Annotated in this window: 25 protein-coding genes; 18 read left to right on the top strand and 7 right to left on the bottom strand. The window is 42.3% G+C overall.

Going from position 1 to position 21555, the window contains the following annotated elements:
* Window positions 1-256: 256 nt before the first annotated feature.
* Both ABN702_RS13405 and ABN702_RS13400 read right to left on the bottom strand, forming a co-directional pair.
* Window positions 257-388 carry a DUF3941 domain-containing protein gene (locus ABN702_RS13405; protein WP_386641564.1) on the bottom strand — a complete coding sequence of 44 codons (132 nt, stop codon included), beginning with the start codon at window positions 386-388 and terminating at the stop codon, window positions 257-259.
* A 72-nt stretch (window positions 389-460) separates the two neighbouring features.
* A complete protein-coding gene (locus ABN702_RS13400) occupies window positions 461-1324 on the bottom strand; it encodes a DegV family protein (protein WP_417897332.1) in 864 nt (287 codons plus the stop codon).
* A gap of 197 nt (window positions 1325-1521) precedes the next feature.
* Here ABN702_RS13400 and ABN702_RS13395 point away from each other — a divergent pair, with 197 nt between their 5' ends.
* Complete coding sequence (locus ABN702_RS13395; protein ID WP_386641571.1) at window positions 1522-2367, top strand: YitT family protein; 846 nt, start codon at window positions 1522-1524, stop codon at window positions 2365-2367.
* A 43-nt stretch (window positions 2368-2410) separates the two neighbouring features.
* Here ABN702_RS13395 and ABN702_RS13390 read toward each other — a convergent pair whose 3' ends face one another.
* From ABN702_RS13390 to ABN702_RS13380, 3 genes are all read right to left on the bottom strand, one after another.
* Window positions 2411-2608, bottom strand: coding sequence for a DUF3813 domain-containing protein (locus ABN702_RS13390; RefSeq protein WP_417897331.1), 198 nt, complete (start codon window positions 2606-2608; stop codon window positions 2411-2413).
* Window positions 2609-2611: 3 nt separating this feature from the next.
* A complete protein-coding gene (locus ABN702_RS13385) occupies window positions 2612-2764 on the bottom strand; it encodes a hypothetical protein (RefSeq protein WP_386641577.1) in 153 nt (50 codons plus the stop codon).
* Between the two features lie 93 nt (window positions 2765-2857).
* A complete protein-coding gene (locus ABN702_RS13380) occupies window positions 2858-3664 on the bottom strand; it encodes a Cof-type HAD-IIB family hydrolase (protein WP_417897330.1) in 807 nt (268 codons plus the stop codon).
* A gap of 132 nt (window positions 3665-3796) precedes the next feature.
* On the opposite strand from ABN702_RS13380, the gene ABN702_RS13375 reads away from it, so the two are divergent.
* The 5 genes from ABN702_RS13375 to clpB all read left to right on the top strand — a co-directional run bounded on the left by ABN702_RS13375 (window position 3797) and on the right by clpB (window position 8295).
* Window positions 3797-4597, top strand: a complete 801-nt coding sequence (locus ABN702_RS13375) for a prolyl oligopeptidase family serine peptidase (protein ID WP_417897329.1) — start codon at window positions 3797-3799, stop codon at window positions 4595-4597.
* A 16-nt stretch (window positions 4598-4613) separates the two neighbouring features.
* Window positions 4614-4925: a metal-sulfur cluster assembly factor gene (locus ABN702_RS13370; RefSeq protein WP_417900901.1), complete on the top strand. Its 312-nt coding sequence runs from the start codon at window positions 4614-4616 to the stop codon at window positions 4923-4925.
* 33 nt (window positions 4926-4958) lie between these two features.
* The gene (locus ABN702_RS13365) at window positions 4959-5297 is read left to right on the top strand and encodes a DsrE family protein (protein WP_417897328.1); all 339 of its coding nucleotides are present in this window, start codon (window positions 4959-4961) and stop codon (window positions 5295-5297) included.
* 136 nt (window positions 5298-5433) lie between these two features.
* Complete coding sequence (locus tag ABN702_RS13360; RefSeq protein ID WP_386641589.1) at window positions 5434-5613, top strand: YjzC family protein; 180 nt, start codon at window positions 5434-5436, stop codon at window positions 5611-5613.
* 96 nt (window positions 5614-5709) lie between these two features.
* Entirely contained in the window at window positions 5710-8295 is a 2586-nt protein-coding gene (gene clpB / locus ABN702_RS13355) for an ATP-dependent chaperone ClpB (RefSeq protein WP_417897327.1), read from the top strand.
* Between the two features lie 513 nt (window positions 8296-8808).
* Here clpB and ABN702_RS13350 read toward each other — a convergent pair.
* Window positions 8809-8991 (bottom strand): YjzD family protein, encoded by a 183-nt coding sequence (locus ABN702_RS13350; protein WP_204416588.1) that lies wholly within the window; start codon window positions 8989-8991, stop codon window positions 8809-8811.
* 171 nt (window positions 8992-9162) lie between these two features.
* Between ABN702_RS13350 and ABN702_RS13345 the strand changes: the two genes are divergently transcribed.
* The 5 genes from ABN702_RS13345 (at window position 9163) to ABN702_RS13325 (ending at window position 12511) form a co-directional block, all read left to right on the top strand.
* On the top strand, window positions 9163-9288 hold the full coding sequence (locus tag ABN702_RS13345) for a hypothetical protein (protein ID WP_386641598.1): 126 nt from the start codon (window positions 9163-9165) through the stop codon (window positions 9286-9288).
* A gap of 323 nt (window positions 9289-9611) precedes the next feature.
* A complete protein-coding gene (locus ABN702_RS13340) occupies window positions 9612-10349 on the top strand; it encodes an alpha/beta fold hydrolase (RefSeq protein ID WP_417897326.1) in 738 nt (245 codons plus the stop codon).
* Between the two features lie 89 nt (window positions 10350-10438).
* The gene (locus tag ABN702_RS13335) at window positions 10439-11227 is read left to right on the top strand and encodes a hypothetical protein (RefSeq protein ID WP_417897325.1); all 789 of its coding nucleotides are present in this window, start codon (window positions 10439-10441) and stop codon (window positions 11225-11227) included.
* A 126-nt stretch (window positions 11228-11353) separates the two neighbouring features.
* Entirely contained in the window at window positions 11354-12322 is a 969-nt protein-coding gene (locus ABN702_RS13330) for a BMP family ABC transporter substrate-binding protein (protein WP_417897324.1), read from the top strand.
* On the top strand, window positions 12323-12511 hold the full coding sequence (locus ABN702_RS13325) for a ComZ family protein (RefSeq protein ID WP_417897323.1): 189 nt from the start codon (window positions 12323-12325) through the stop codon (window positions 12509-12511).
* Window positions 12512-12552: 41 nt separating this feature from the next.
* Here the strand turns inward: ABN702_RS13325 and ABN702_RS13320 are convergent, their stop codons facing one another.
* On the bottom strand, window positions 12553-12801 hold the full coding sequence (locus tag ABN702_RS13320) for a hypothetical protein (protein WP_417897322.1): 249 nt from the start codon (window positions 12799-12801) through the stop codon (window positions 12553-12555).
* 258 nt (window positions 12802-13059) lie between these two features.
* On the opposite strand from ABN702_RS13320, the gene ABN702_RS13315 reads away from it, so the two are divergent.
* The 7 genes from ABN702_RS13315 (at window position 13060) to ABN702_RS13285 (ending at window position 21555) form a co-directional block, all read left to right on the top strand.
* Entirely contained in the window at window positions 13060-13992 is a 933-nt protein-coding gene (locus tag ABN702_RS13315; RefSeq protein WP_417897321.1) for a beta-ketoacyl-ACP synthase III, read from the top strand.
* A 40-nt stretch (window positions 13993-14032) separates the two neighbouring features.
* The gene (fabF, locus tag ABN702_RS13310) at window positions 14033-15274 is read left to right on the top strand and encodes a beta-ketoacyl-ACP synthase II (protein ID WP_417897320.1); all 1242 of its coding nucleotides are present in this window, start codon (window positions 14033-14035) and stop codon (window positions 15272-15274) included.
* Window positions 15275-15425: 151 nt separating this feature from the next.
* The gene (locus tag ABN702_RS13305; RefSeq protein WP_417897319.1) at window positions 15426-16208 is read left to right on the top strand and encodes a DUF2268 domain-containing protein; all 783 of its coding nucleotides are present in this window, start codon (window positions 15426-15428) and stop codon (window positions 16206-16208) included.
* Window positions 16209-16647: 439 nt separating this feature from the next.
* Entirely contained in the window at window positions 16648-17625 is a 978-nt protein-coding gene (locus tag ABN702_RS13300; protein WP_417897318.1) for an ABC transporter ATP-binding protein, read from the top strand.
* Window positions 17626-17627: 2 nt separating this feature from the next.
* Complete coding sequence (locus ABN702_RS13295; RefSeq protein ID WP_417897317.1) at window positions 17628-18653, top strand: ABC transporter ATP-binding protein; 1026 nt, start codon at window positions 17628-17630, stop codon at window positions 18651-18653.
* Between the two features lie 111 nt (window positions 18654-18764).
* A complete protein-coding gene (locus ABN702_RS13290) occupies window positions 18765-20447 on the top strand; it encodes a peptide-binding protein (protein ID WP_417897316.1) in 1683 nt (560 codons plus the stop codon).
* Window positions 20448-20604: 157 nt separating this feature from the next.
* A complete protein-coding gene (locus ABN702_RS13285) occupies window positions 20605-21555 on the top strand; it encodes an ABC transporter permease (RefSeq protein ID WP_417897315.1) in 951 nt (316 codons plus the stop codon).

Raw genomic sequence — 21555 nt, 5'->3', positions numbered from 1 at the left:
TCGGTTGGTGTCGATATATGTAGATTCGTCGATATCAGAGTGTTTTTCGTGGATATATGAATATTTTCGTTGAAATCACATGTGAAATCGTGGATATATGAATTTTTTCATTGATATACCACTCAAAACCGTTGATATCATAAACACACCAATTCAGAATGTCAGTTAATTCACGGAAATTGCCCTTTTTTATTGTACGGGGCATTAAATGATACAAAAATCAATAAGCCCGGCTCCCAAAAGCCGGGCTTTCCAATTATAGATGATCTGTTTTCTTGGAATATTGACGTTCGCCGTTCTTGCGGCTCTTTTCGCGTTCCATGTTCTTTTCGTGGCGTTTAGCGTTATTGTCTTTCGCTTTTTTATCATTGTCGCTTGTATGTGGCATCAGGATGTACCCCTTTCAAAATAAGGATAGGAATAGGTTATCCAAATGCAGAAGCTACTATGTGCCAGTTAATTATGCTTTGTCATCGTTCAGGAAGAATAACGCAATCGTGCCCGGTCCTGCGTGGGCACCGACTGCTGATCCGATTGTAGTGATCGTGAAATTACTGCATTCAGAGGATTCCTTTATCATCTCTTGAAGTGCAATGGCAGTCACTTCGTCGTCACCGTGGCTGATTCCCACCCGTTGATTGGCAGCGGTGAATCCGTTTCGCTCTTTCATGACTTCAAGCATCCTACGCAGCACTTTTTTTCGGCCGCGGATTTTTTCAAGCGGGATCAGCTTTCCATCCTCCATATGTAGTAAAGGCTTGATATTCAAAAGTCCGCCAACAAATGCAGACGCTTTGCTGACACGGCCGCCTCGAGCCAGATAATCGAGATTATCTACTGTGAATACATGTTCCATATGGGATATGTCATAGACAATATTAGCCAGGATGTCCTCTTTGGAAGCACCATTGGCGGCTAATTCGGATGCATGCTTCACCACAAGGCCCAAACCGAGGGAAGCGCATTTTGTATCAATGATGGTGAGATCGAGGTTCGGATGCTCCTCCATGACCTCTTGCTGCATCAATACAGCTGTTTGATATGTACCTGACAATTCAGAGGAAAAGGCGATATAGATGGCAGTTTGACCTTTTTCTGCAATTTGGATAAAAAGTTCCTTCATCGTGTTAGGGGATGCCTGGGAGGTTTTTATAACCTGTCCTTCCCGCATAGAGTTATATACAGTAGAGGAGTCGATCGTTACCATATCCTCATATTCCGTTTCGCCGAATAAGACTTTCAGAGGAAGTAGTTCTACATGATCCTGGTTAAAAAAGTCTTTTGGTAAGTCGCTGGCACTATCTGCAATGATTTTTATTGTCATTATGTCACCTTCTTTATTATACTTACATCCATGTATTCTTTTTGTTCCCTGCCGTGGAAGATTACTCCTTTTTTTCAGTTTACCTATTAAACGAAAACTCTTCAAGAAAAGAAATCGCAGCAATCGTTTGAAATGGGTAAAAAGAGGAAAAATACATAGAATAAGGCAGTAGGTTGGTTAGGAGGTTATTTAGTCATATGATGATGCAGCAACATGTGAAAAAAGTATTGATCGTATTAATCGGGGCATTTTTGAATGCCATCGCAATGAATTTTTTCTTAATACCCGCAGATGTGTACGCAAGTGGTTTTACAGGGGTGTCGCAGCTGATATTCCGGATATCCGAGGATTATTTTCCGTTTACCATTTCCACAGGTATTTCGTTGTTTCTATTAAATATCCCGGTGACAATATTAGCATGGAAAAAAGTAGGTCGTTCTTTTACCATTTATAGTTTCTTAAGTGTATTCTTGATGTCCCTGTTTCTAGAGATTGTCCCTATCTATAAGGTGAATGATGATATTCTTCTCAATGCAGTATTTGGTGGAGTCATTGCTGCAGTCGGGGTTGGGTTAACTCTGAAGTGGGGGGCTTCTACAGGAGGCTTGGATATTATCGCCATGATCCTTTCACGAATGAAGGACAAGCCTGTTGGAACCTATTTTTTCGCATTGAATGCCGTGATCATTATCACAGCGGGACTTGTGTTCGGCTGGGAAAAAGCGCTCTATACACTTGTGACGCTTTATGCATCAACAAGGGTCATTGATGCGATTCATACACGCCATGAGAAATTGACGGCCATGATTGTCACAAAAAAAGGCAAGGATGTCAAGGATGCGATCCATGCAAAAATGGTTCGTGGAATTACATCTGTCCCTGCTAAGGGTGCATTTACTGGCGAAGACAAGGAAATGCTGATGATTGTCATTACCCGGTATGAAATGTATGACTTGGAACGCATCATCAAGGATGCTGATCCCAATGCTTTCACCAATATCGTCCAGACAGCGGGTATCTTTGGATTTTTCCGCAAGGACTGAGAACAAAAAACAGCGCAGCCTCCGAGAGGGGCTGCGCTGTTTTTTACTTACCTTCTAATGATTGCAAACGGTCCTGCAGTTCCCGAAGCTGGCGTTGTTCTGCCTCGGTGGTGTTTGCAAAGGCGGAGGATAATGCATTCTTTGCAACATCTATTTCATTTTGTACGAATGAAGAATGCATGTGGGCTTTTTCCGCATTCATGACTGCCTCACGTGCTGATTGAAAAAGCTGATTGCTCATAATCTAAAACCCTCCAAGCGAGTTCTGTTCTGCCTTGTGGGCTTTGCGTTCCTCAGCTTGCTCCATTGTCAGATGGTACGGGATTTGCTGATCATGCTGCTGCACAGAGTTCTTGCCTTGTTGTACAAAACGTTTGGATTTGCTGCTTCTACCCATTATGAAAGCCCCCCTTTTCATATAGGACAACAAGCGTCCACTATATAGTGTGAGACAATCGGGCAAATTTATTTGGACAAATAATTGGCAGGATTATAGCTTCAGGTATTTTTCGAGAAAAACGGCTATGCCGTCCTCCTGGTTGGAAAGGGTAGTTTCCTTTGCTTTCCCTTTAAGGCCGTCAATCGCATTTCCCATTGCGACCCCCATGCCGGCGAATTCAATCATTTCATAGTCATTGTCTTCATCTCCGAAAGCAATGATGTTATTCTTGGGAATATTATAATAGTCGGATATCCGTTTCAGTCCCACCGCTTTACTCATACCGGTTCGTACAATTTCAATGACATGCCACGGTGCAGCCCAGCGTCGGTGGTCAATCACTTCTGCGTGGACCTCTGTCAGGTATTTCCTGATTTTTGCTACTTCACTTTCGCTTGCATGGATCAAAATACATGTGGGATCCTTTTTCAGTACCTGACGCAGATCTCCGGTTTCCATTTTAGGATCACCAAAGCCGAAAATGTCCAACAGTTTTTCATCATGAAAGTGAAAATATACATCATCGATCACTTCCGCCAGGATATTATGTATTTGATATTTTTCACTGACTTCAATGATTTCCCTTACGGTTGAAAGGTCAAGAGGCTCATGATATACACCCCAATCATCGTTTCCGGGAAAATGCACAAAGGCACCGTTAAAGTTGACGATGGGTGTGGTCAGTCCCAATTCTTCATAGTACATGGAGCTTGCACGATAGGGACGACCTGTAGCGATGACCACTTCATGGCCCTGTTCACGCGCTTTTTGAAGGGCAAGTTTATTCCGGGCTGATATTTTTTTATCGTCGGTTAATAATGTTCCATCTAAATCGACTGCTATTAAATGTTTTTCCAACGAGATCAAACTCCTTTTAAAGTTTCCTGTTCAAACTTTCCTATTCCAAGTGTAACCTTTTTCAATTTTAACTGTCTACATGTTACACTTATTAGATAAAAGATAAGTTGGATCCTTAGGGGGGAAAGTAAATTGATACATGTAACCAAAGGAAAAACAGGAGCCGTTTCATTTTTACATATATGTGAAGCTTTATCAGCAGATGAACCAAAACCGACCGTCATCTTTTTCCATGGCTTTAAAAGTGCCAAAGAAAACAATCTGCACTATGCCTATCTGTTGGCGGAAAAGGGCTTCCGTGTCATTTTGCCGGATTGTATCCATCATGGTGATCGGGATAGCGGTCTATCGTCTCTTGAATTGACTCAATCCTTTTGGGAGGTTGTGATACAGTCCATCCATGAGCTGGAAATACTGAAAAATCATTTGATAAACGAGCGTTTGTCCATGGAAGATGAAATTGGTGTAGCAGGTACCTCGATGGGGGCGATCATTACCTTTGGGGCATTGAAAAAATATCCATGGATTAAAGCTGCGGTGAGCCTGATGGGATGTCCAAGCTATCAGGAATTTGCCAAATGGAAAATTGATCAAGTGATAGAAATGGGCTTTACATTACCGTTTGATGAAGAGCAGATAAAGCACTATGTGGATAAACTTGAAGCGTATGATCTGTCGCTTGAACCTGGAAAAATGAATGAACGTCCGGTCCTGTGCTGGCACGGCTCACAGGATCAGGAAGTACCAGCTGAACCTGTAATCGGGTTTGTAAAAACTTTAAGAGGTTATTATAAGAATAAACCGGAAAATATCAGCCTGATTATTGATGAACAAGCAGATCATAAGGTGTCCCGTAAAGGTGTTATTGCTGCAGTGGATTGGTTTTCTCTCCATATGGGAAGTAAGATGGAAAGCCAATTGCAAAATAAATAGTGGAGGAGCTTTTTTGATGAATGAACAATTGAAAGATAAAATAATGGAAGCGCTGGAAGAAGTGGAGGATCCTGAGCTTGGCGTAGACATCGTCAATTTGGGTCTTGTCTATGATGTAGAAATGGATGAACAGCAAAATGTATTGATCACAATGACCTTAACCTCCATCGGATGTCCCCTTGCAGGAGAAATTGTGGAGCAAGTAAAAAATAAGCTATCACCAATGGAAGACGTCAATGAAGTGGATGTAAACATCACCTTTAATCCGCCTTGGGGAAAAGAGCGAATGTCACGTCTTGCGAAAATCGCCTTGAATGTGACCGATTAATCTACATAAAAAATTGGAGAGGGAGGAACAAACATGAAAAACAAAGTGATCCTAGTCAGTTCCAATCAATTGGGAAAAGGGGACGAGGCCCTTGGGGAAGGTGTTCTCGAAACTTTTTTCACCCTTATTAAACAAAGAGATGAAAAGCCTGAAGCCATTTTTCTGATGAATACAGGAGTGTTTACCCTTACGGAGCAATCCCTTGTTTCCGTGCATCTGAAGGAGATCCATGAATCTGGTGTTCCTGTCTACGCATGTAAAACATGTGTGGACCACTACAAGGTGGAAGAGCAGTTAATAAGTGGGGAAATCAGTGGAATGGCTCACTTTATTGAACTGGCAGCGGAATATGAAGTCCTGACCATTGCCTAAAATCCCTTCTCCTCTAAGTGGAATGATGACATGAAAATCTGGACTTTGGGAAAAATAGAAACGAGATAGGTTATCTCATGTAACCCCATTTACCTGAAGTGAATAGACATGGCTCTTTTTATAGGAGGGAATCGGAATGGGACAAAATCATCAATTCAGACCTGGACAGAAAGCTCCGAACAATGGAATATACTTGGAAATAGGGGAAACGGGAAGTATGGTGAAAAACCCGCAGAAAATCAATCTTAAAGCGGGGGATACTTTTCCGGAGACTGCCAATCATAACCGACTGTGGGCTAAAAAGCGTAGACCATAGGTTAAAACGTCACCTTTCTTGCAGAGGTGGCGTTTTTTGGATTATAATAAATGCACAAAGGTCAAAAAAGGTCAAACCGAGGGTAGGTGTTGATTAGTGGACATTCAAAGCATGACGACCAAACTGCAGGAAGCAATTATTCAGGCAAAAGATTTGGCGGTAAGCATGAATCACCAGCAGGTGGAGTCAGAGCATGTGTTACTTGCATTGCTGCAACAGGAAGATGGGTTAGGAAAAAGAATTCTTTCAAAATTAAACATAGATGTACCCTTGCTGATAACCGAAATGAAAAACCTTTTGAAGAGCAAACCAGAAATAAGCGGTACTACAGACGTGTATTTAGGAAAAAGCCTGCAAAAAGTATTTCAGAAAGCGGAAGAGTGGAAAGGGAAATGGCAGGATGAGTATCTGTCAGTCGAACATGTCCTATTGGGGCTATTCGATCCAACTTACCAACATATGCAATGGCAGGAACTCTCGAGAAAATTTTCAGTTACGGTAGCAAAGCTGGAGAAAGTTATTTTAGAGATAAGGGGGAGCCAAAAAGTGACATCACAAGAACCGGAAAATACATATGAGGCATTAAAAAAATATGGTAGAGATTTGATTGAGGAAGTAAAAGCGGGAAAGGTTGATCCGGTCATCGGCCGCGATCAGGAAATTCGCAGGGTCATCAGGATACTGTCCAGAAAAACCAAAAACAATCCTGTACTGATCGGTGAGCCTGGAGTTGGGAAAACAGCCATAGTGGAAGGCTTGGCTCAACGAATTGTCAGAAGGGATGTTCCAGATGGATTGAAGGATAAGACGATCTTCTCTCTCGACTTGAGTTCCTTGGTCGCTGGAGCTAAATACCGCGGGGAATTCGAGGAAAGATTGAAGGCGGTGCTTTCGGAGATCAAGAAAAGTGACGGTCAGATCCTCCTGTTCATTGATGAACTCCATACCATTGTCGGAGCCGGAAAAACGGAAGGTGCCATGGATGCAGGCAATATGCTTAAACCGATGCTTGCTCGTGGGGAGTTGCATTGCATCGGTGCCACGACATTGAATGAGCATCGTCAATACATTGAAAAGGATCCAGCATTGGAACGCCGTTTCCAACAGGTCCTTGTGGAAGAGCCTACTGTTGAGGATACTATATCAATTTTACGAGGACTTAAGGAGAGGTTTGAAATCCACCACGGGGTTAATATCCATGATCGGGCAATAGTGTCGGCTGCCGTACTTTCCGACCGCTATATCTCCGAACGGTTTTTACCGGATAAAGCCATTGACCTTGTTGATGAAGCATGTGCCATGATCCGGACTGAAATTGACTCAATGCCATCTGAACTTGATGAAGTAACAAGAAAAGTGATGCAACTTGAGATCGAAGAGGCGGCCCTCAAAAAAGAAAAGGATCAGGCGAGCTTGGATAGGCTGCAGCTTCTGCAAAAAGAGCTGGCGAATCTGAAGGAAAGGTCATCCGGAATGAAAATGCAATGGCAACAGGAGAAGGATGCCATTGGGCATATAAGGAAAAAACGCGAAGAACTGGAAAAGGCGAAAAGGGATCTGGAAGCTGCGGAAAGCAACTATGATTTGAATAAAGCGGCAGAACTCCGCCACGGGAAGATTCCTGCTCTTGAAAAAGAACTGATACAGCTTGAAGGCCAGGCGAAGGCGGAAAAAGGGGCACATTCCCTGCTTAGAGAAGAAGTGACAGAGGATGAAATAGCAGGGATAGTGGCAAAATGGACCGGCATCCCAGTTACGAAGCTTGTTGAAGGAGAACGTGAAAAGCTATTGAAGCTCGAGGATATTCTTCATAAACGGGTAGTTGGCCAGGAAGAAGCGGTACAGCTTGTTTCAGAAGCTGTCCTTCGTGCAAGGGCAGGGATAAAAGACCCGAACCGTCCCATCGGTTCCTTTATTTTTCTAGGTCCGACAGGTGTTGGGAAAACTGAATTGGCAAAAGCATTGGCACAGTCGTTGTTTGACGATGAGAGCCATATCATCCGGATGGACATGTCCGAGTATATGGAAAAGCATGCTGTTTCCAGGCTTATCGGGGCACCTCCCGGTTATGTCGGCTATGACGAAGGCGGCCAGCTGACTGAAGCAGTGAGGAGAAAACCGTATTCCGTGGTATTGCTTGATGAAATTGAAAAGGCTCATCCAGATGTTTTCAATATCCTTTTGCAGCTCTTGGACGACGGGAGAATAACCGACTCCCAAGGGAAAACGGTGGATTTTAAAAATACTGTCATCATTATGACCTCCAACATAGGATCGCATTTTCTTCTTGAGGGGGAGATTACGGAAGAAACGAAGGAAAGGGTAATGCAGCAATTGAAAGCTCATTTCCGACCGGAATTATTGAACCGGATCGATGATACAGTCATCTTTTCACCGCTATCCAAAAATGATATCGGGCTGATTGTGGAAAAGCTGATCAACGAATTGCAAAAAAGGCTCGAAAGCAAGCACCTTCAACTTAAGATTACAGAAGAAGCAAAACGGCATATCGCTGACCGTGCTTTTGATCCTGTTTTCGGCGCACGCCCCCTGAAGCGTTTTATCCAGAAACATATCGAAACGCTGATAGCAAAAGAAATCATCAAAGGGTCCATCCAGGATTTTCAAGAAATTATTATTGACCTACAAGCAGGAAAATTGGAAATCGCGGCAAATAATTAATATAGATAGGCCACTTCGTAAAGATTGTTCCTATAAAAATAGGGCTGGGCTAAAGATAAGATGTCAACATTAAACACCCTGTTGGTCTCCGTTCCAGGCATTCGCTTATCCTAAGGCGGCCTCGGGAGCCTCCTCGGCGCTTTGCGCCTGCGGGGTCTCCCTTGACACGCTGCTCCCGCAGGAGTCTCACGCCTTGCACTCCAACCAACAGGGGTGACTTATAGTAATAAATTTGCCTTACTAAATGTACAGAAATTGCGTTTTATCTTTATTTTTCGTTTCAATAGCAAATAATGTTTTCCAACTGAGTTGATTGTAGCGGAGGACACTTGACTCCTGCGGGAGAGTATAGGGCATGGGAGACCCCACAGGCAAAGCCGAGGAGGCTCCCATCCGTCCCCGACGGAAAGCAAGTGGCCGAAGCGGAAATCAACGGCTACATTTAATGTGTTTTTCTAATAAAACAGAAAAAGAACTTGTCCCAGAAGGCCAAGTTCTTTTCTAACGTGATTATTAGTGTTTTTCAACAGGCTCGTTTGGCAGCGCTTCCCCAATTAGCATAACAATTACGGAAAAGACGATAGCAACAGTTGAAGCTAACATGTAATTATATGTATCACCCACCATGTTTGCAACAACATATGAAAGCATGTTTATCAGAAGAAGTGACCAGAAAACAGTCCAGAATACTCGCATCTTGACTTCCCCTCCATTCTCTTTTGATAGATAAAGCATTAAATATGTTTGTTCAACACCTCTTAGAAGCCAGGTGCGCAGCTTTTGTGTATCCATCGGATATTTTACCACAACCAGCGCATATAATAAATGTAAAATGTTTAAGCTTGTAGAAAAAGGGGTTGAATATTTATGAATAGTGAAGAAAAGATGCAGGAACTTGAGATGCTCCTATCCCAGGAACAGAGCAATTTGACTGAGCTAGGAATAGAAACCTTGCATAGGCTTAAGCAAGAGCTTCAATATGGATCTGAATGAAAAAGGGAAGCTCTTTTCTTAAAGTTTGTTGCTTTATGCCCGTAGAAAATCGGCACTTGGATTTTTTACAGCATTTCTCCACATATTATTCAAAGTGATAAAGAATCTACTACACAGAAAAGAGCACGAGGACTAGTAAAATAACGTGTTAACTTTGAATACGTCAAAAGCAACAATTTATGCGAAAAGAGCCAAAAGGGAAGATCAAGCTAATCTTTCCTTTTTATTTTTAGTAAAATTAAGCCTTTTGCCTTTAACAGAGCAGGATTCTTTTACATAGCATATTCTATACAAGTTTGTAATCCGGAGGCTGGGTGAGGAAAATGGAAGAAAATCAACGCTTTTTTCAAATGGGCGGACAATGGAATGCTGTTCATGTGCCGGAAAAACCAAATGGCTTTGGTGTATTGATAATCGGTGATACCAATCACTTCGTTGATGACCATAACAGCCTATGGATCCAGCATATCGGAAGAAAACGTATTATAGATGAAATCGTTAGGGCTGGATATACCGTTTTCTACTCCAACTTATATGGGATGCACTGGGGGAGTTCGAGATCCGTCCTGCTTGCTAGGCAGCTATATCATATTATTCAGAAGCAGGAAATTCTGAATGATAAGATTCATATTCTGGCCGAAGGAATGGGAGCGCTCACTGCGCTGCAATTGGCGGAAATGTTGAAAGAGCAGATCCGATCGATCGCACTTATCAATCCTTGCATTGATCTCAGCGCCCAGATGGAACAGGAAAAAGATAGGAAGTTCTTTTATAAAAAGCTGCAAAAGGAACTGGCTATGGCATACGATGTATCTGTGGATGAGCTCAAGAACTTTACTGACTTTCCGGGATTAGAACAATTGTTAATTTCCCTGCCGGTGAAAATTTGGCAAACAACCACCAATATTAGCTATGACCCAAACCTTCATTGTAAAAGATACGAAGAACTCAGACAAAAGAGCGGGTTTCCGATTACAGTAACCTATCATCTAGTGGAAAAGCGTTATGCATATGGAGGTTCCATCTGCCAATTTTTTAAAAAATTTGAACAGCATTTATAGAAAGTCCCTATCCGATTATCCATCGATAGGGACTATTATTATGGCCAAATGCATACGATACAGTATTAAACTATTGGTTGGAGTGAAGCATGATGAAGAATGCAATAGTCGCAGGTGCAACAAGTTTTGTCGGCTTCTCACTATGTCAGAAGCTGATACGGAGAGAAGTGGAAGTGTACGGGGTGGAACTTCACGAAAAGAAGTTTGACCTCGAGGAAGATAAACTGATGGAAATTGGACGGAATGCCTTCTTTCAGTTTCAAGGCAAAGTAGATAAGGGAAACTTAAATGGTGATGAAAAATTTGATGCTGCCTATTTTTTTCTAGAGGCTGGGGAACTGTTCGAAAAAGAATATCTAGAGAGGTTTACCTATTTGTCCAATCTATCTCGAAAGGTATTCATTGTTGCTCCCCAAAACATGGCTCAAAGAGGGAACTTCCTGCAAACGCATCTGGAGGGCATGCAAACAACATTGGTGATCCATCCTGCTTTGTTTGGTCCGTGGCAGCCTGATAAGGAACCGATTCAGAGAAAGATAATGGATGAATTGACAGGAAAGCCTTCAAGCGACAAACTGGAAATGGAAAACCAGGATATTCTCTTTGTTGATGATATTACAGAAGTGCTAATAAATCTTGCTGAAAAAGAAAATGACACTCAGAACCGAACTGTACGGTTGGCTAATAAAGACAAAAAAGCCTTGGAGCTTCTTGCTCATGAGTTGGATATTTCCCTTAAGGATACAGAAGTAAAGCCAGATAATGAGTGGGAAAAGGGGGCAGAGGTGATCTATGTGGAAGCTTCGTTAAATGTAACGGAAGCATTGGCAATCCAGAGGATTCACGCGGCCAAGAGGTTGAAAATAGATAGTCATTAATGGAAAGCGTATCAATTAACTGAAATTTTAACTTTTCCTTTCGCATCCCGAGAGGTACAATATAAGAGTAATAAAAATCAGCAAGTACATGGGAGTTTTTTCCGGGAACTAAGGTGGTGCTTCATCATGAAAAAGCCAATATGGTTCATTCTTCTTGTTTTTCTCTTTTTATCTGCATGTGGACAACCTGATACCGAAACCAAGCTTCAGAAGGTGGGACTGCTCGTACCTGACTCCATTGATGATCAAGTTTGGGGAACCAAAGGGTATAAAGGCCTTTTAAGGATACAGTCGGAATTTGGTGTAGATGTCTTTTATGAAGAAGGAATACATAAGGAAGAGGAAATCATCAAAGCGGTTAAAAAGTTTGAAAATGAAGGAATCAATCTCATATTCGGTCATGGAAGTGAATATGCAAAAGTGTTCAGCGAAATAGGTGACGAATATCCAGACATTCACTTTGTTTGTTTTAATTCAGATGTAAGCGGGGATAATGTTACAAGCCTGAATTTCAAAGCAAATGCAATGGGATTTTTTGGTGGTATGGTTGCTGGAAAGATGTCGAAATCCAATCATATAGGAATCATTGCAGCTTTTGAATGGCAGCCGGAAGTAAACGGTTTTTTTGAAGGTGTCCTTTATGAAAATCCGGATGCAACGGTCTACATAGAGTATACACAGGACTGGAATGATCCTGAACTGGCCAATTCCAAGCTCGAAAAAATGCTGGCTAGTGGTGTGGACATTGTCTATCCTGCCGGCGATGGGTTCAATGTTCCCGTTATCAACACATTAAAGGATAGAGGGCTTTTTGCCATTGGATTTGTATCCGACCAATCGGATTTAGGGGAGAATACTGTACTGACAAGTACCGTTCAGCACGTCCCCGCCTTATATGAATTGGTGGCAAAGCGTTTTCTGGCAGGTGAGCTTGAGCCGGGCAACAGCTATTTCGACTTTGAGGATGGAGTCATTTCCCTGGGCACTTTCAGTCCACTTGTCAGCGAGGATTATCAAGATGACATACTGGATCATATCAAGAATTATAAGGAAACAGGCTTATTACCTAATCAGACAGAAAGTGGGAAAGAATAAATGGAACAGGATAGAACGATGCAATACATGGCAATCGCCATGAAATATTTACCCGAAGCAAAACAGATGCTGGATGAAACAGGACTGACACTTGAACCCCAGCACATCCAACCGCTAATATCCCTGCTTACTAAAGTAATGGACGATGCCTATGAGCTGGGAAAAGAGAATGCTTTAGAGATCGAATAAAAAAGGATGGCCCTATGTGAAAAAAATAGGGCATCCTTTTTTTATTTCTTCTTAAAGTAATCGAGGATAGGGGAAAACTCTTTTAGCATCGGCTTTAATTTATTGACCGATTCCATGATGGAGTCAACCTGCTCAATCAACGCATAATAGTCTTCTCCGAACTTTTTCTGATTGCTTTCTTCGGGTTGCTCTGCCAACTTTTCACTTTTCCTGGGCTGACCGAACATCAATCTTGTAAAAGGGTCTGCATCCACATGCTCCTTTTCCCTTTTAGCCTGATCCTCACTCATTTTAATCACCTCATTATATTACTGGGTTGTCAAAATAGTGTATGCATCCTCTAATAAAAGGCTTGGGCATTTGCCTTATTACAAGGTTGGGAAGTGAAAACGGGACAAGTATATATTGTCAAGAAGCCAAAGATAAGTTAAAATTAGTACCAAGTCATAATATTTGATAATAAAAACAGCCTGATTAAGGGTGGCGCATGAGTGTTGCACCATCACAGTATATTCAGCCATATTAAAAGAGAGTTAGGTGTTATATCAATGAATGCAGGGATTGTTGGAATCGGAAGATATGTACCTGAAAAGGTACTGACAAACGCTGATTTGGAAAAGATGGTAGATACAACGGACGAATGGATAAAGACGAGAACAGGAATAGAGGAAAGAAGAATAGCAAGTGATGAAGTGGATACTTCCGATATGGCCTTTTACGCCGCTGAAAAAGCGTTGAAGGATGCAGGAATCACTGCAGAAGAAGTGGAAATGATTATCGTGGCAACAGTGACACCGGATAATCCCTTCCCCTCTGTTGCATGTATGATCCAGGAGAGGCTTGGGGCCAAAAAAGCCAACGCATTTGATATCAGCGCTGCTTGTGCAGGTTTCATGTATGGCATCATTACGGCCAAACAATTTGTGGAAGCTGGAACCTATAAAAATGTATTGGTGGTAGGTGTGGAAAAGCTATCCAAAATCGTGGACTGGGAAGATCGCAACACAGCAGTGCTTTTCGGGGATGGTGCCGGAGCCGCGGTCATTTCGCCAGTATCCGAAGGTAGAGGTATCCTCTCGTTTGAACTTGGCGCAGATGGAACAGGTGCGAAACATCTTTACCAGGATGAAACAATTATCATGAACGGCCGTGAAGTATTTAAATTTGCGGTCCGACAAATGGGGGAATCATCCGTAAATGTATTAGAGAAGGCTGGGTTGACGAGAGAGGATGTCGATTTCCTCATTCCTCACCAAGCAAACATCCGGATCATGGAGGCGGCCAGGGAACGGCTGGGGCTGCCGGAAGAAAAAATGTCAATGACGATTAATAAATATGGCAACACTTCTGCTGCATCCATCCCGATTTCCATTGTGGAAGAGCTGGGAAACGGTAAAATAAAAGACGACGACCTGATAGTTATGGTAGGATTTGGTGGAGGATTGACGTGGGGTGCAATCGCAATCAGATGGGGAAGATAATAAACATAATTGGACATGATGTTGGAAGGAGTATATTCTTATGCAAAAAAGAAGAGTAGTGGTAACAGGTCTTGGTGCGGTGACACCAATAGGAAAAGATGTTAATGAGGCTTGGGAAAATGCAATCAAGGGTGTATCAGGGGTAGGACCATTAACACGCGTGGACAGTGAAAAATTCCCTGCGAAGGTCGCTGCAGAAATCAATGACTTCCAGCCTGAAGATTATATGGATAAAAAAGAAGCGCGCAAAATGGACCGTTTTACACAATACGCCATTGCAGCTTCCCTCATGGCAGTAAAGGATGCAAACTTGACGATCACGGAAGAAATCGCACCTAGAGTCGGCGTATGGGTTGGTTCCGGGATAGGTGGAATGGAGACATTTGAAACTCAGTATAAGACATTTCTGGAAAAAGGCGCACGCCGTGTCAGTCCTTTCTTTGTACCTATGATGATTCCTGACATGGCTACTGGACAGATCTCCATTGCCTTAGGGGCAAAGGGTGTAAACTCCTGTACGGTAACCGCTTGTGCGACAGGTACGAATTCAATAGGTGATGCATTTAAGGTAATTCAGCGTGGAGATGCAGACGTGATGATATCCGGAGGGACAGAGGCTCCATTGACGGAAATGTCTTTTGCCGGCTTCAGTTCCGCCAAGGCGCTTTCCTTAAATCCCGATCCGAAAACAGCAAGCAGACCATTTGATTTAAATCGTGACGGCTTTGTAATGGGAGAGGGAGCGGGTATCCTGGTACTTGAAGATCTCGAGCATGCCCTTGCACGTGGAGCCCGAATCTATGCAGAAATCGTAGGATATGGGGCAACTGGTGACGCTCACCACATTACAGCACCAGCTCCAGGCGGAGAAGGCGGCGTCCGTGCGATGAGAATGGCTATAAACGATGCGGGTCTTAAGCCTGAAGAAATCGACTATATCAATGCCCATGGTACAAGTACCGAATACAATGATAAATTCGAAACATTGGCAATCAAGGAAGTGATGGGAGAACATGCGCAAAACGTTGCAATAAGCTCCACTAAATCCATGACTGGCCATCTGCTTGGAGCGGCAGGGGGAGTGGAGGCGATCTTCACAATCAAAGCGATCGAGAACTCCATCATCCCTCCAACCATCAACATGGAAACACCAGACCCTGAATGCGACCTGGACTATGTTCCAAACGAAGCGCGCAAAAAAGAGGTCAAAGCAGCAATGAGCAACTCACTTGGCTTCGGCGGACATAACGCTACGATAGTATTCAAAAAGTACGAAAACTAATCTATGTATATTGGAAGCACCAGACCCGAAATCAGGGGGCTGGTGCTTTTTTTTGGTTAAATGAGGGGAGTTTGGAATAGTTCTTCCCCATCTCACCAATTCCCCCTCTCCAACATACAATGGGAAAAAGTGAAGAAAAGGGCTGTAGAAAATGAGCATAATTCATACGGATCGATGGCTGGAAGAAGACTACCATCAACCCTTGAACATTTCCAAAAAACTTCTGAAATACTTTGAGGATGTTACAGAACGAGAACTATACGAATATCTGATCATGCATGGAATGTACAGACCACTTGAAAATGGAAAAGAAACTGTGGAGAAGCTGATTCAGCTTGACTGCTGGAACGTAGTATTCAAAGAATGGAAGCGATTGAAGAAAATGTGGAATGGTCCCGACATACCAATCTTCATTTTTCCGTCTGATGAACATAATCCCCAGATAAAAAGGGACTTTAAAGGAAAATCAGGAGTAGCTTTCAAGGATAAGCTTTTTCTGTTTCTTCCCCAGGATATTGAACACAATGAACTCAAGGCCCTTTTTACACATGAATATAACCATATTTGCGTATTGGCCAACAATCGGAAGAAGGATGACCATTACACCCTTGTGGAGTCGGTATTAATAGAAGGTTTAGCAGAGAGTGCAGTAAAATACAGTTTGGGAGACAGATATACAGCAAATTGGACGAAGTATTACACGGATAAAGAGCTGAACAGATTCTTGGAGAGATATATAGTGCCTAATAAAGATCTTATAAAAAAAGAAAGAGAGCACATGAAAATTTTATATGGAAAAGGGTTTTATCCCAAAATGGTGGGATATTGCGTGGGATATTACTTGATTCAGCGCCTATTGGAGGAAAAGGAATGGACCTATCCAGCCGTGATGAAGAATAGTCTTTCTGATGTTCGAAAACTATTAGAGATATAATTCTTTGAGGAATAGTGTAAAAATAGCAAAAATATTAAAAAACTAGCAAAAAAAGCTAGTTTTTTTGCATTTTTTTGTATATAATCAGTTTTTGTAGAAGATTGTTATAAGTCCAAATTAAAAAAATTTTTAGTTAATTTTCAAAATTAGCTTGATTCTGTAACGAAACTGTAATAATATACAAACAGACGATAATTATTTTCCGATAATTTAGTTTTTACAGAATAATATCAAGCTTATATTGAAGCAATCCTGTAATAAATAGCATGGAAAGCCTACAAAAAAGTTTCAATCAATCAGGCGAAAGATTGTTAGTTTAATAATTTTGTAATATTTGCGTTAAAAATTAACCGAATATTTTTAACAATGAATTTACAAAGTGGATTACTGTAGCATCAACAGACCATGCATCGAAAGAGAAAAGGATGGTGAAGGCTAAATGTCAGCTTTATTGGAAGTGAGAAACCTACAGACTCACTTTTTTAGAAAAAAGCAAGCTATTCCAGCAGTTGACGGTGTAGATATCTCCATTAAGAAAGGAGAGACTGTCGCACTGGTTGGTGAATCCGGATCAGGTAAATCGATTACTTCCCTATCTATTATGGGCCTGGTACCCAGCCCGGGAGGAAAGATAGTAGGCGGAGAAATATTGTTTGATGGAAAAGATCTAACAAAGCTTACTGAGAGTCAGCTTTGTAAGGTGCGCGGAAATGAAATTTCAATGATTTTCCAGGAGCCGATGACTTCCCTGAATCCCGTACTGACCATCGGGGAACAGATTACAGAAGTATTAATGCTTCATCAAAAAATGTCTAAAACAGCTGCTGTGAAGAAAGCGATTGAAATGCTTGAGCTCGTTGGATTCTCAAGAGCGGCGCAAATTATAAATGACTATCCGCATCGACTTTCCGGCGGGATGAGACAAAGGGTAATGGTCGCAATGGCGATGAGCTGTAATCCAAAGCTCCTCATTGCAGACGAGCCTACAACAGCTTTGGATGTTACAATCCAGGCTCAGATCCTTGACCTGATGAAAGATCTTAGCCATAAATTCGATACTAGCATCCTATTAATTACACATGACCTTGGGGTTGTGTCAGAAATAGCTGATAGAGTCGTTGTTATGTATTGCGGTCAGGTAGTGGAGGAAGCATCCGTAGATGACCTGTTCGATGAACCTTTGCACCCATATACAGTAGGATTGATGAATTCAATTCCAAGCATCGAGGCAGATATTTCCAGACTTGAGTCCATTCAAGGGAATGTACCACCACCGACGAACCTGCCGCCAGGCTGCCGTTTTGCACCACGTTGCCCACAAGCGTTTGACCGTTGCTTCAATGAAGTGCCGACGCTTGAAAAGAAAGAAGGCAATCGTTCAGTACGATGCTTCTTGTTTGAAGGGAAGGAGGCGTAAGCATGATTTCAACAGATACGCAAAACACCAATACATTACAGACAGACAGCTCTTCCGACTACCTTCTTGAAGTAAGAGGCCTTAAGAAGTACTTTCCGATCAAAGCAGGCTTGCTGCAGCGAAACGTTGGGTACGTAAAAGCGGTGGATGACATCAACCTGTTCATTAAAAAAGGCGAAACGCTTGGTATCGTAGGGGAATCGGGCTGTGGTAAATCCACTGCTGGACGAACACTTATCCGTCTATATGAACCTACTGAAGGGGAAATAATTTTCAAGGGCCGCGACATTGCGAAAATGAGTGAGAGCGAGCTAAGAAAGACGGTAAGACGTGATATCCAGATGGTTTTCCAGGATCCATTCGCAACGCTGAATCCAAGGAAAACGCTACGTTCCATTTTAAAAGAGCCGTACAATACGCATAATCTTTTCACTAAAAAAGAGCGAGAAGAGAAAGTGCAGGAATTGCTTGAAAAAGTAGGACTTGATCCTTCTTATATCAACCGATATCCACATGAATTCTCGGGTGGTCAACGTCAGCGTATCGGGATTGCCAGAGCATTGGCATTGAATCCGGAATTGATTATTGCCGATGAAGCAGTATCAGCATTGGATGTTTCGATACAAGCCCAGATCATCAACCTTATGCAGGATCTACAAAAGGAAATGGGATTATCCTACATATTCATCTCTCATGACTTGAGTGTCGTTCGACATATAAGTGATAGAGTCGGAGTTATGTATCTAGGGAAAATGATGGAGCTTGCAAGCAAAAACGACTTGTACAACGAGCCGTTGCATCCATATACACAAGCCTTGCTATCAGCTGTACCTTCCACACGTCGCAAAGGTCAGGTGAAGCGAGAGCGCATCGTGCTGAAGGGTGAGCTTCCAAGTCCGGCAAATCCGCCGACAGGCTGTGTCTTCCATACACGCTGCCCGGCAGCAATGGAATCCTGCAAACAGATCATTCCTGAATTCAAAGAAGTAAAACCAAATCATTTTGTCGCTTGTCACCTATACGAATAGGTGACAGGTTATCAAATATATACCCATTGAAAGGGGGAGATAATCTAGATAGGCTAATATTCTTTACCTTTCATTTTCAGAACATTTAAAAATTTCAAGGGGGAGTTAAACGTGAAGCAAAAGTCATTATTACTTATCGCTTTAACATTGGTGCTTTCATTGTTCTTAGCTGCTTGTTCTTCCAACACTACGTCGAACAACAACAATAACAATGCACCTGCAAACAACAACGGTACAAACAATGGCGGGGGAACTGAAGAAGAACCTGCTGACAGCAACGAGCCAGTACAAGGTGGAGATCTTGTAATCGGTTCTACTGGTAACCCTACTCTATTCAACACTCTTTACTCTGCAGATACTGCATCTTCTGCTATCGAAGGTTTCGTTTACGATTCTTTAGTTGGCGGTAACACTGAATTCGAACCAGAATTATCTATGGCTGCGAGCTGGGAACCTTCTGAAGATGGTCTAGTTCACACAGTTAAATTAAAAGAAGGTTTAAAATTCCATGACGGCGAAGCTGTAACAGCTGAAGACGTTAAGTTCACTTTCGAAATTCCTTTAAGTGAAGACTATGATGGTCCTCGTGCAAGCTCTTTCGAAAAGATCCAATCTGTTGAAATCGTTGACGATCTAACAGTTAAGTTCACTTTAAGCGCTGTAGCTCCTGATTTCCACATCACTTTAAGCTACGGTATCCTACCACAGCACATTCTTGGTGACGTTCCTGTTGCTGAAATGGGTGAGCATGAGTTCAACAGAGCTCCTATCGGTTCTGGTCCATTCAAATTTGTTGAGTGGGTTGACGGACAATATGTAAAGGTTGAAGCTTTCGATGACTATCATGAAGGCCGCCCTTACCTTGATACACTTACTTACAAAATCGTAACTGACGGTGACCAATTGTTAACTCAATTAAGCACTGGTGATGTTCAATTCACAACTGTTCCTTCTACTGACCTAGAAACAGCAAAAGAATGGGAAGGTCAAGGGAAATTGAAGATCGAATCCGGTCTTGCTCTTTCTTACACTTACTTAGGTTACAACCTACGTAACCCATTATTCCAAGACAAAGCAGTACGTCAAGCAATCACTCACGCAATCGACAGAGAGACTATCGTTTCTTCTGTAATGAACGGTGACGGAGAAGTAGCTCACTTCCCTGAGTCTCCACTAAGCTGGGCATATGATGATTCTGAAGCTCCAAAGTTCGAGTACGATCCTGAAAAAGCAAAAGAAATGTTAGCTGCTGCTGGATGGACTCCAGGTGCTGACGGAATCCTTGAAAAAGATGGACAAAAATTCTCTTTTGAATTAAAAACGAACCAAGGTAACAAAGTTCGTGAAGATATCGCGGTTGTTGTTCAACAACAATTGAAAGAAGTTGGAATCGAAGTAAAACCAAACATCATGGAATGGTCTGCATTCTTAGCGGATGTTAACCCTCCTGCATGGAAATTCGATGCTATCATCCTTGGATGGAGCTTAGGAACTGATCCAGATCCATCTGGTATCTTCCACTCTAAAGAAATCGAAGAAGGATTAAACTTCATCGGTTACTCTAATAAAGAAGCTGATGAGCTTATGGACAAAAACTTAAGCACTATGGATCAAGAAGAGCGTAAAGGCTATATCGTTCAAGTTAACAACATTATTGCTGAAGAGCAACCATACACGTTCTTGTACTATCCAAACGTACACCGTGCAATGCCTGCTAACTTAGAAGGTTATACTTTCCACGCGAAGTCTGACTTCTACAAGATCAATGAATGGTGGTTAAAGCCTGCTAACTAATAGTTACAGGTAGTATTGGAGGGGAGGGAGCAATCCCTTTCCTCTTTTCATGAATTTGACAGTAATATCGGAGCATGCCAGATGGATCTCTGATAATTATATAATCCCTGACACGTTTAACTCCGCTTAAAGTAAAGACAGAAAAGGAGAATCAGCTATGATCTCATACATTATCCGCCGTTCTTTAATGGCTATTCCCTTGCTTATCGGTATCACCATATTATCCTTCGCCATTATCCAGATGGCGCCAGGCGGACCATCTTCCCTGATGATGGACCCAAATATAAGTAAAGAGGACTTGAAGAAATTTGAAGAGCGTTACGGCTTAAATGATCCAGTACACGAACAGTATATTAAATGGGTAGGAAACATGGCCCAGGGTGATTTTGGAACTTCCTTGATCAAGCGTGGTGTCCCTGTAAGTGAAATGATTATGAACCGTCTACCTAACACATTGCTGCTGATGATTGTTTCCACTGTTCTTGCAGTGATTATCGCAGTACCATTTGGAGTAATTTCCGCTAGAAAACGATATTCATTAACAGACTATGGAGTCACTGTCACATCTTTCATCGGGTTGGCTACTCCAAACTTCTGGGTAGGTTTGATCCTGATCATGGTATTTGCCGTTCAATTAGGATGGCTCCCAACAGGTGGCGTTGCTACTTTGAATGCCGACTTCAGCATCATGGACCGTATCAAGCACTTGATCATGCCGGCATTTGTACTTGCCAGTGCGGATATGGCTGGTCTAACCCGTTATACTCGTTCCAGTATGATTGAGGTATTAAGCCAGGACTACATGCGTACAGCACGTGCAAAAGGTCTTAAAGAGCAAAAAGTTGTGTACAAGCACGGATTAAGAAACGGGTTAATTCCTGTTATTACGATTTTTGGACTTATGCTTCCTTCCTTTATTGGTGGGGCAGCAATTACAGAAAGAATATTCAATTGGCCTGGAATTGGTTTGTTATTTATCGAATCCGCCTTCCAACGTGATTATCCTGTCATCATGGCCTTAACAGTAATTTCAGCGGTCTTAGTAGTTATCGGCAACCTGATTGCAGATATTCTCTACGCAGTCTTTGACCCGAGAATCGAATACTAG

The sequence above is a fragment of the Bacillus haimaensis genome, assembly GCF_048270625.1.
GTDB lineage: Bacteria > Bacillota > Bacilli > Bacillales > Bacillaceae_I > Sutcliffiella_A > Sutcliffiella_A haimaensis.
The sequence above is the reverse complement of the archived record's forward strand: the minus strand, read 5'-3'. Positions and strand labels throughout refer to the sequence as shown.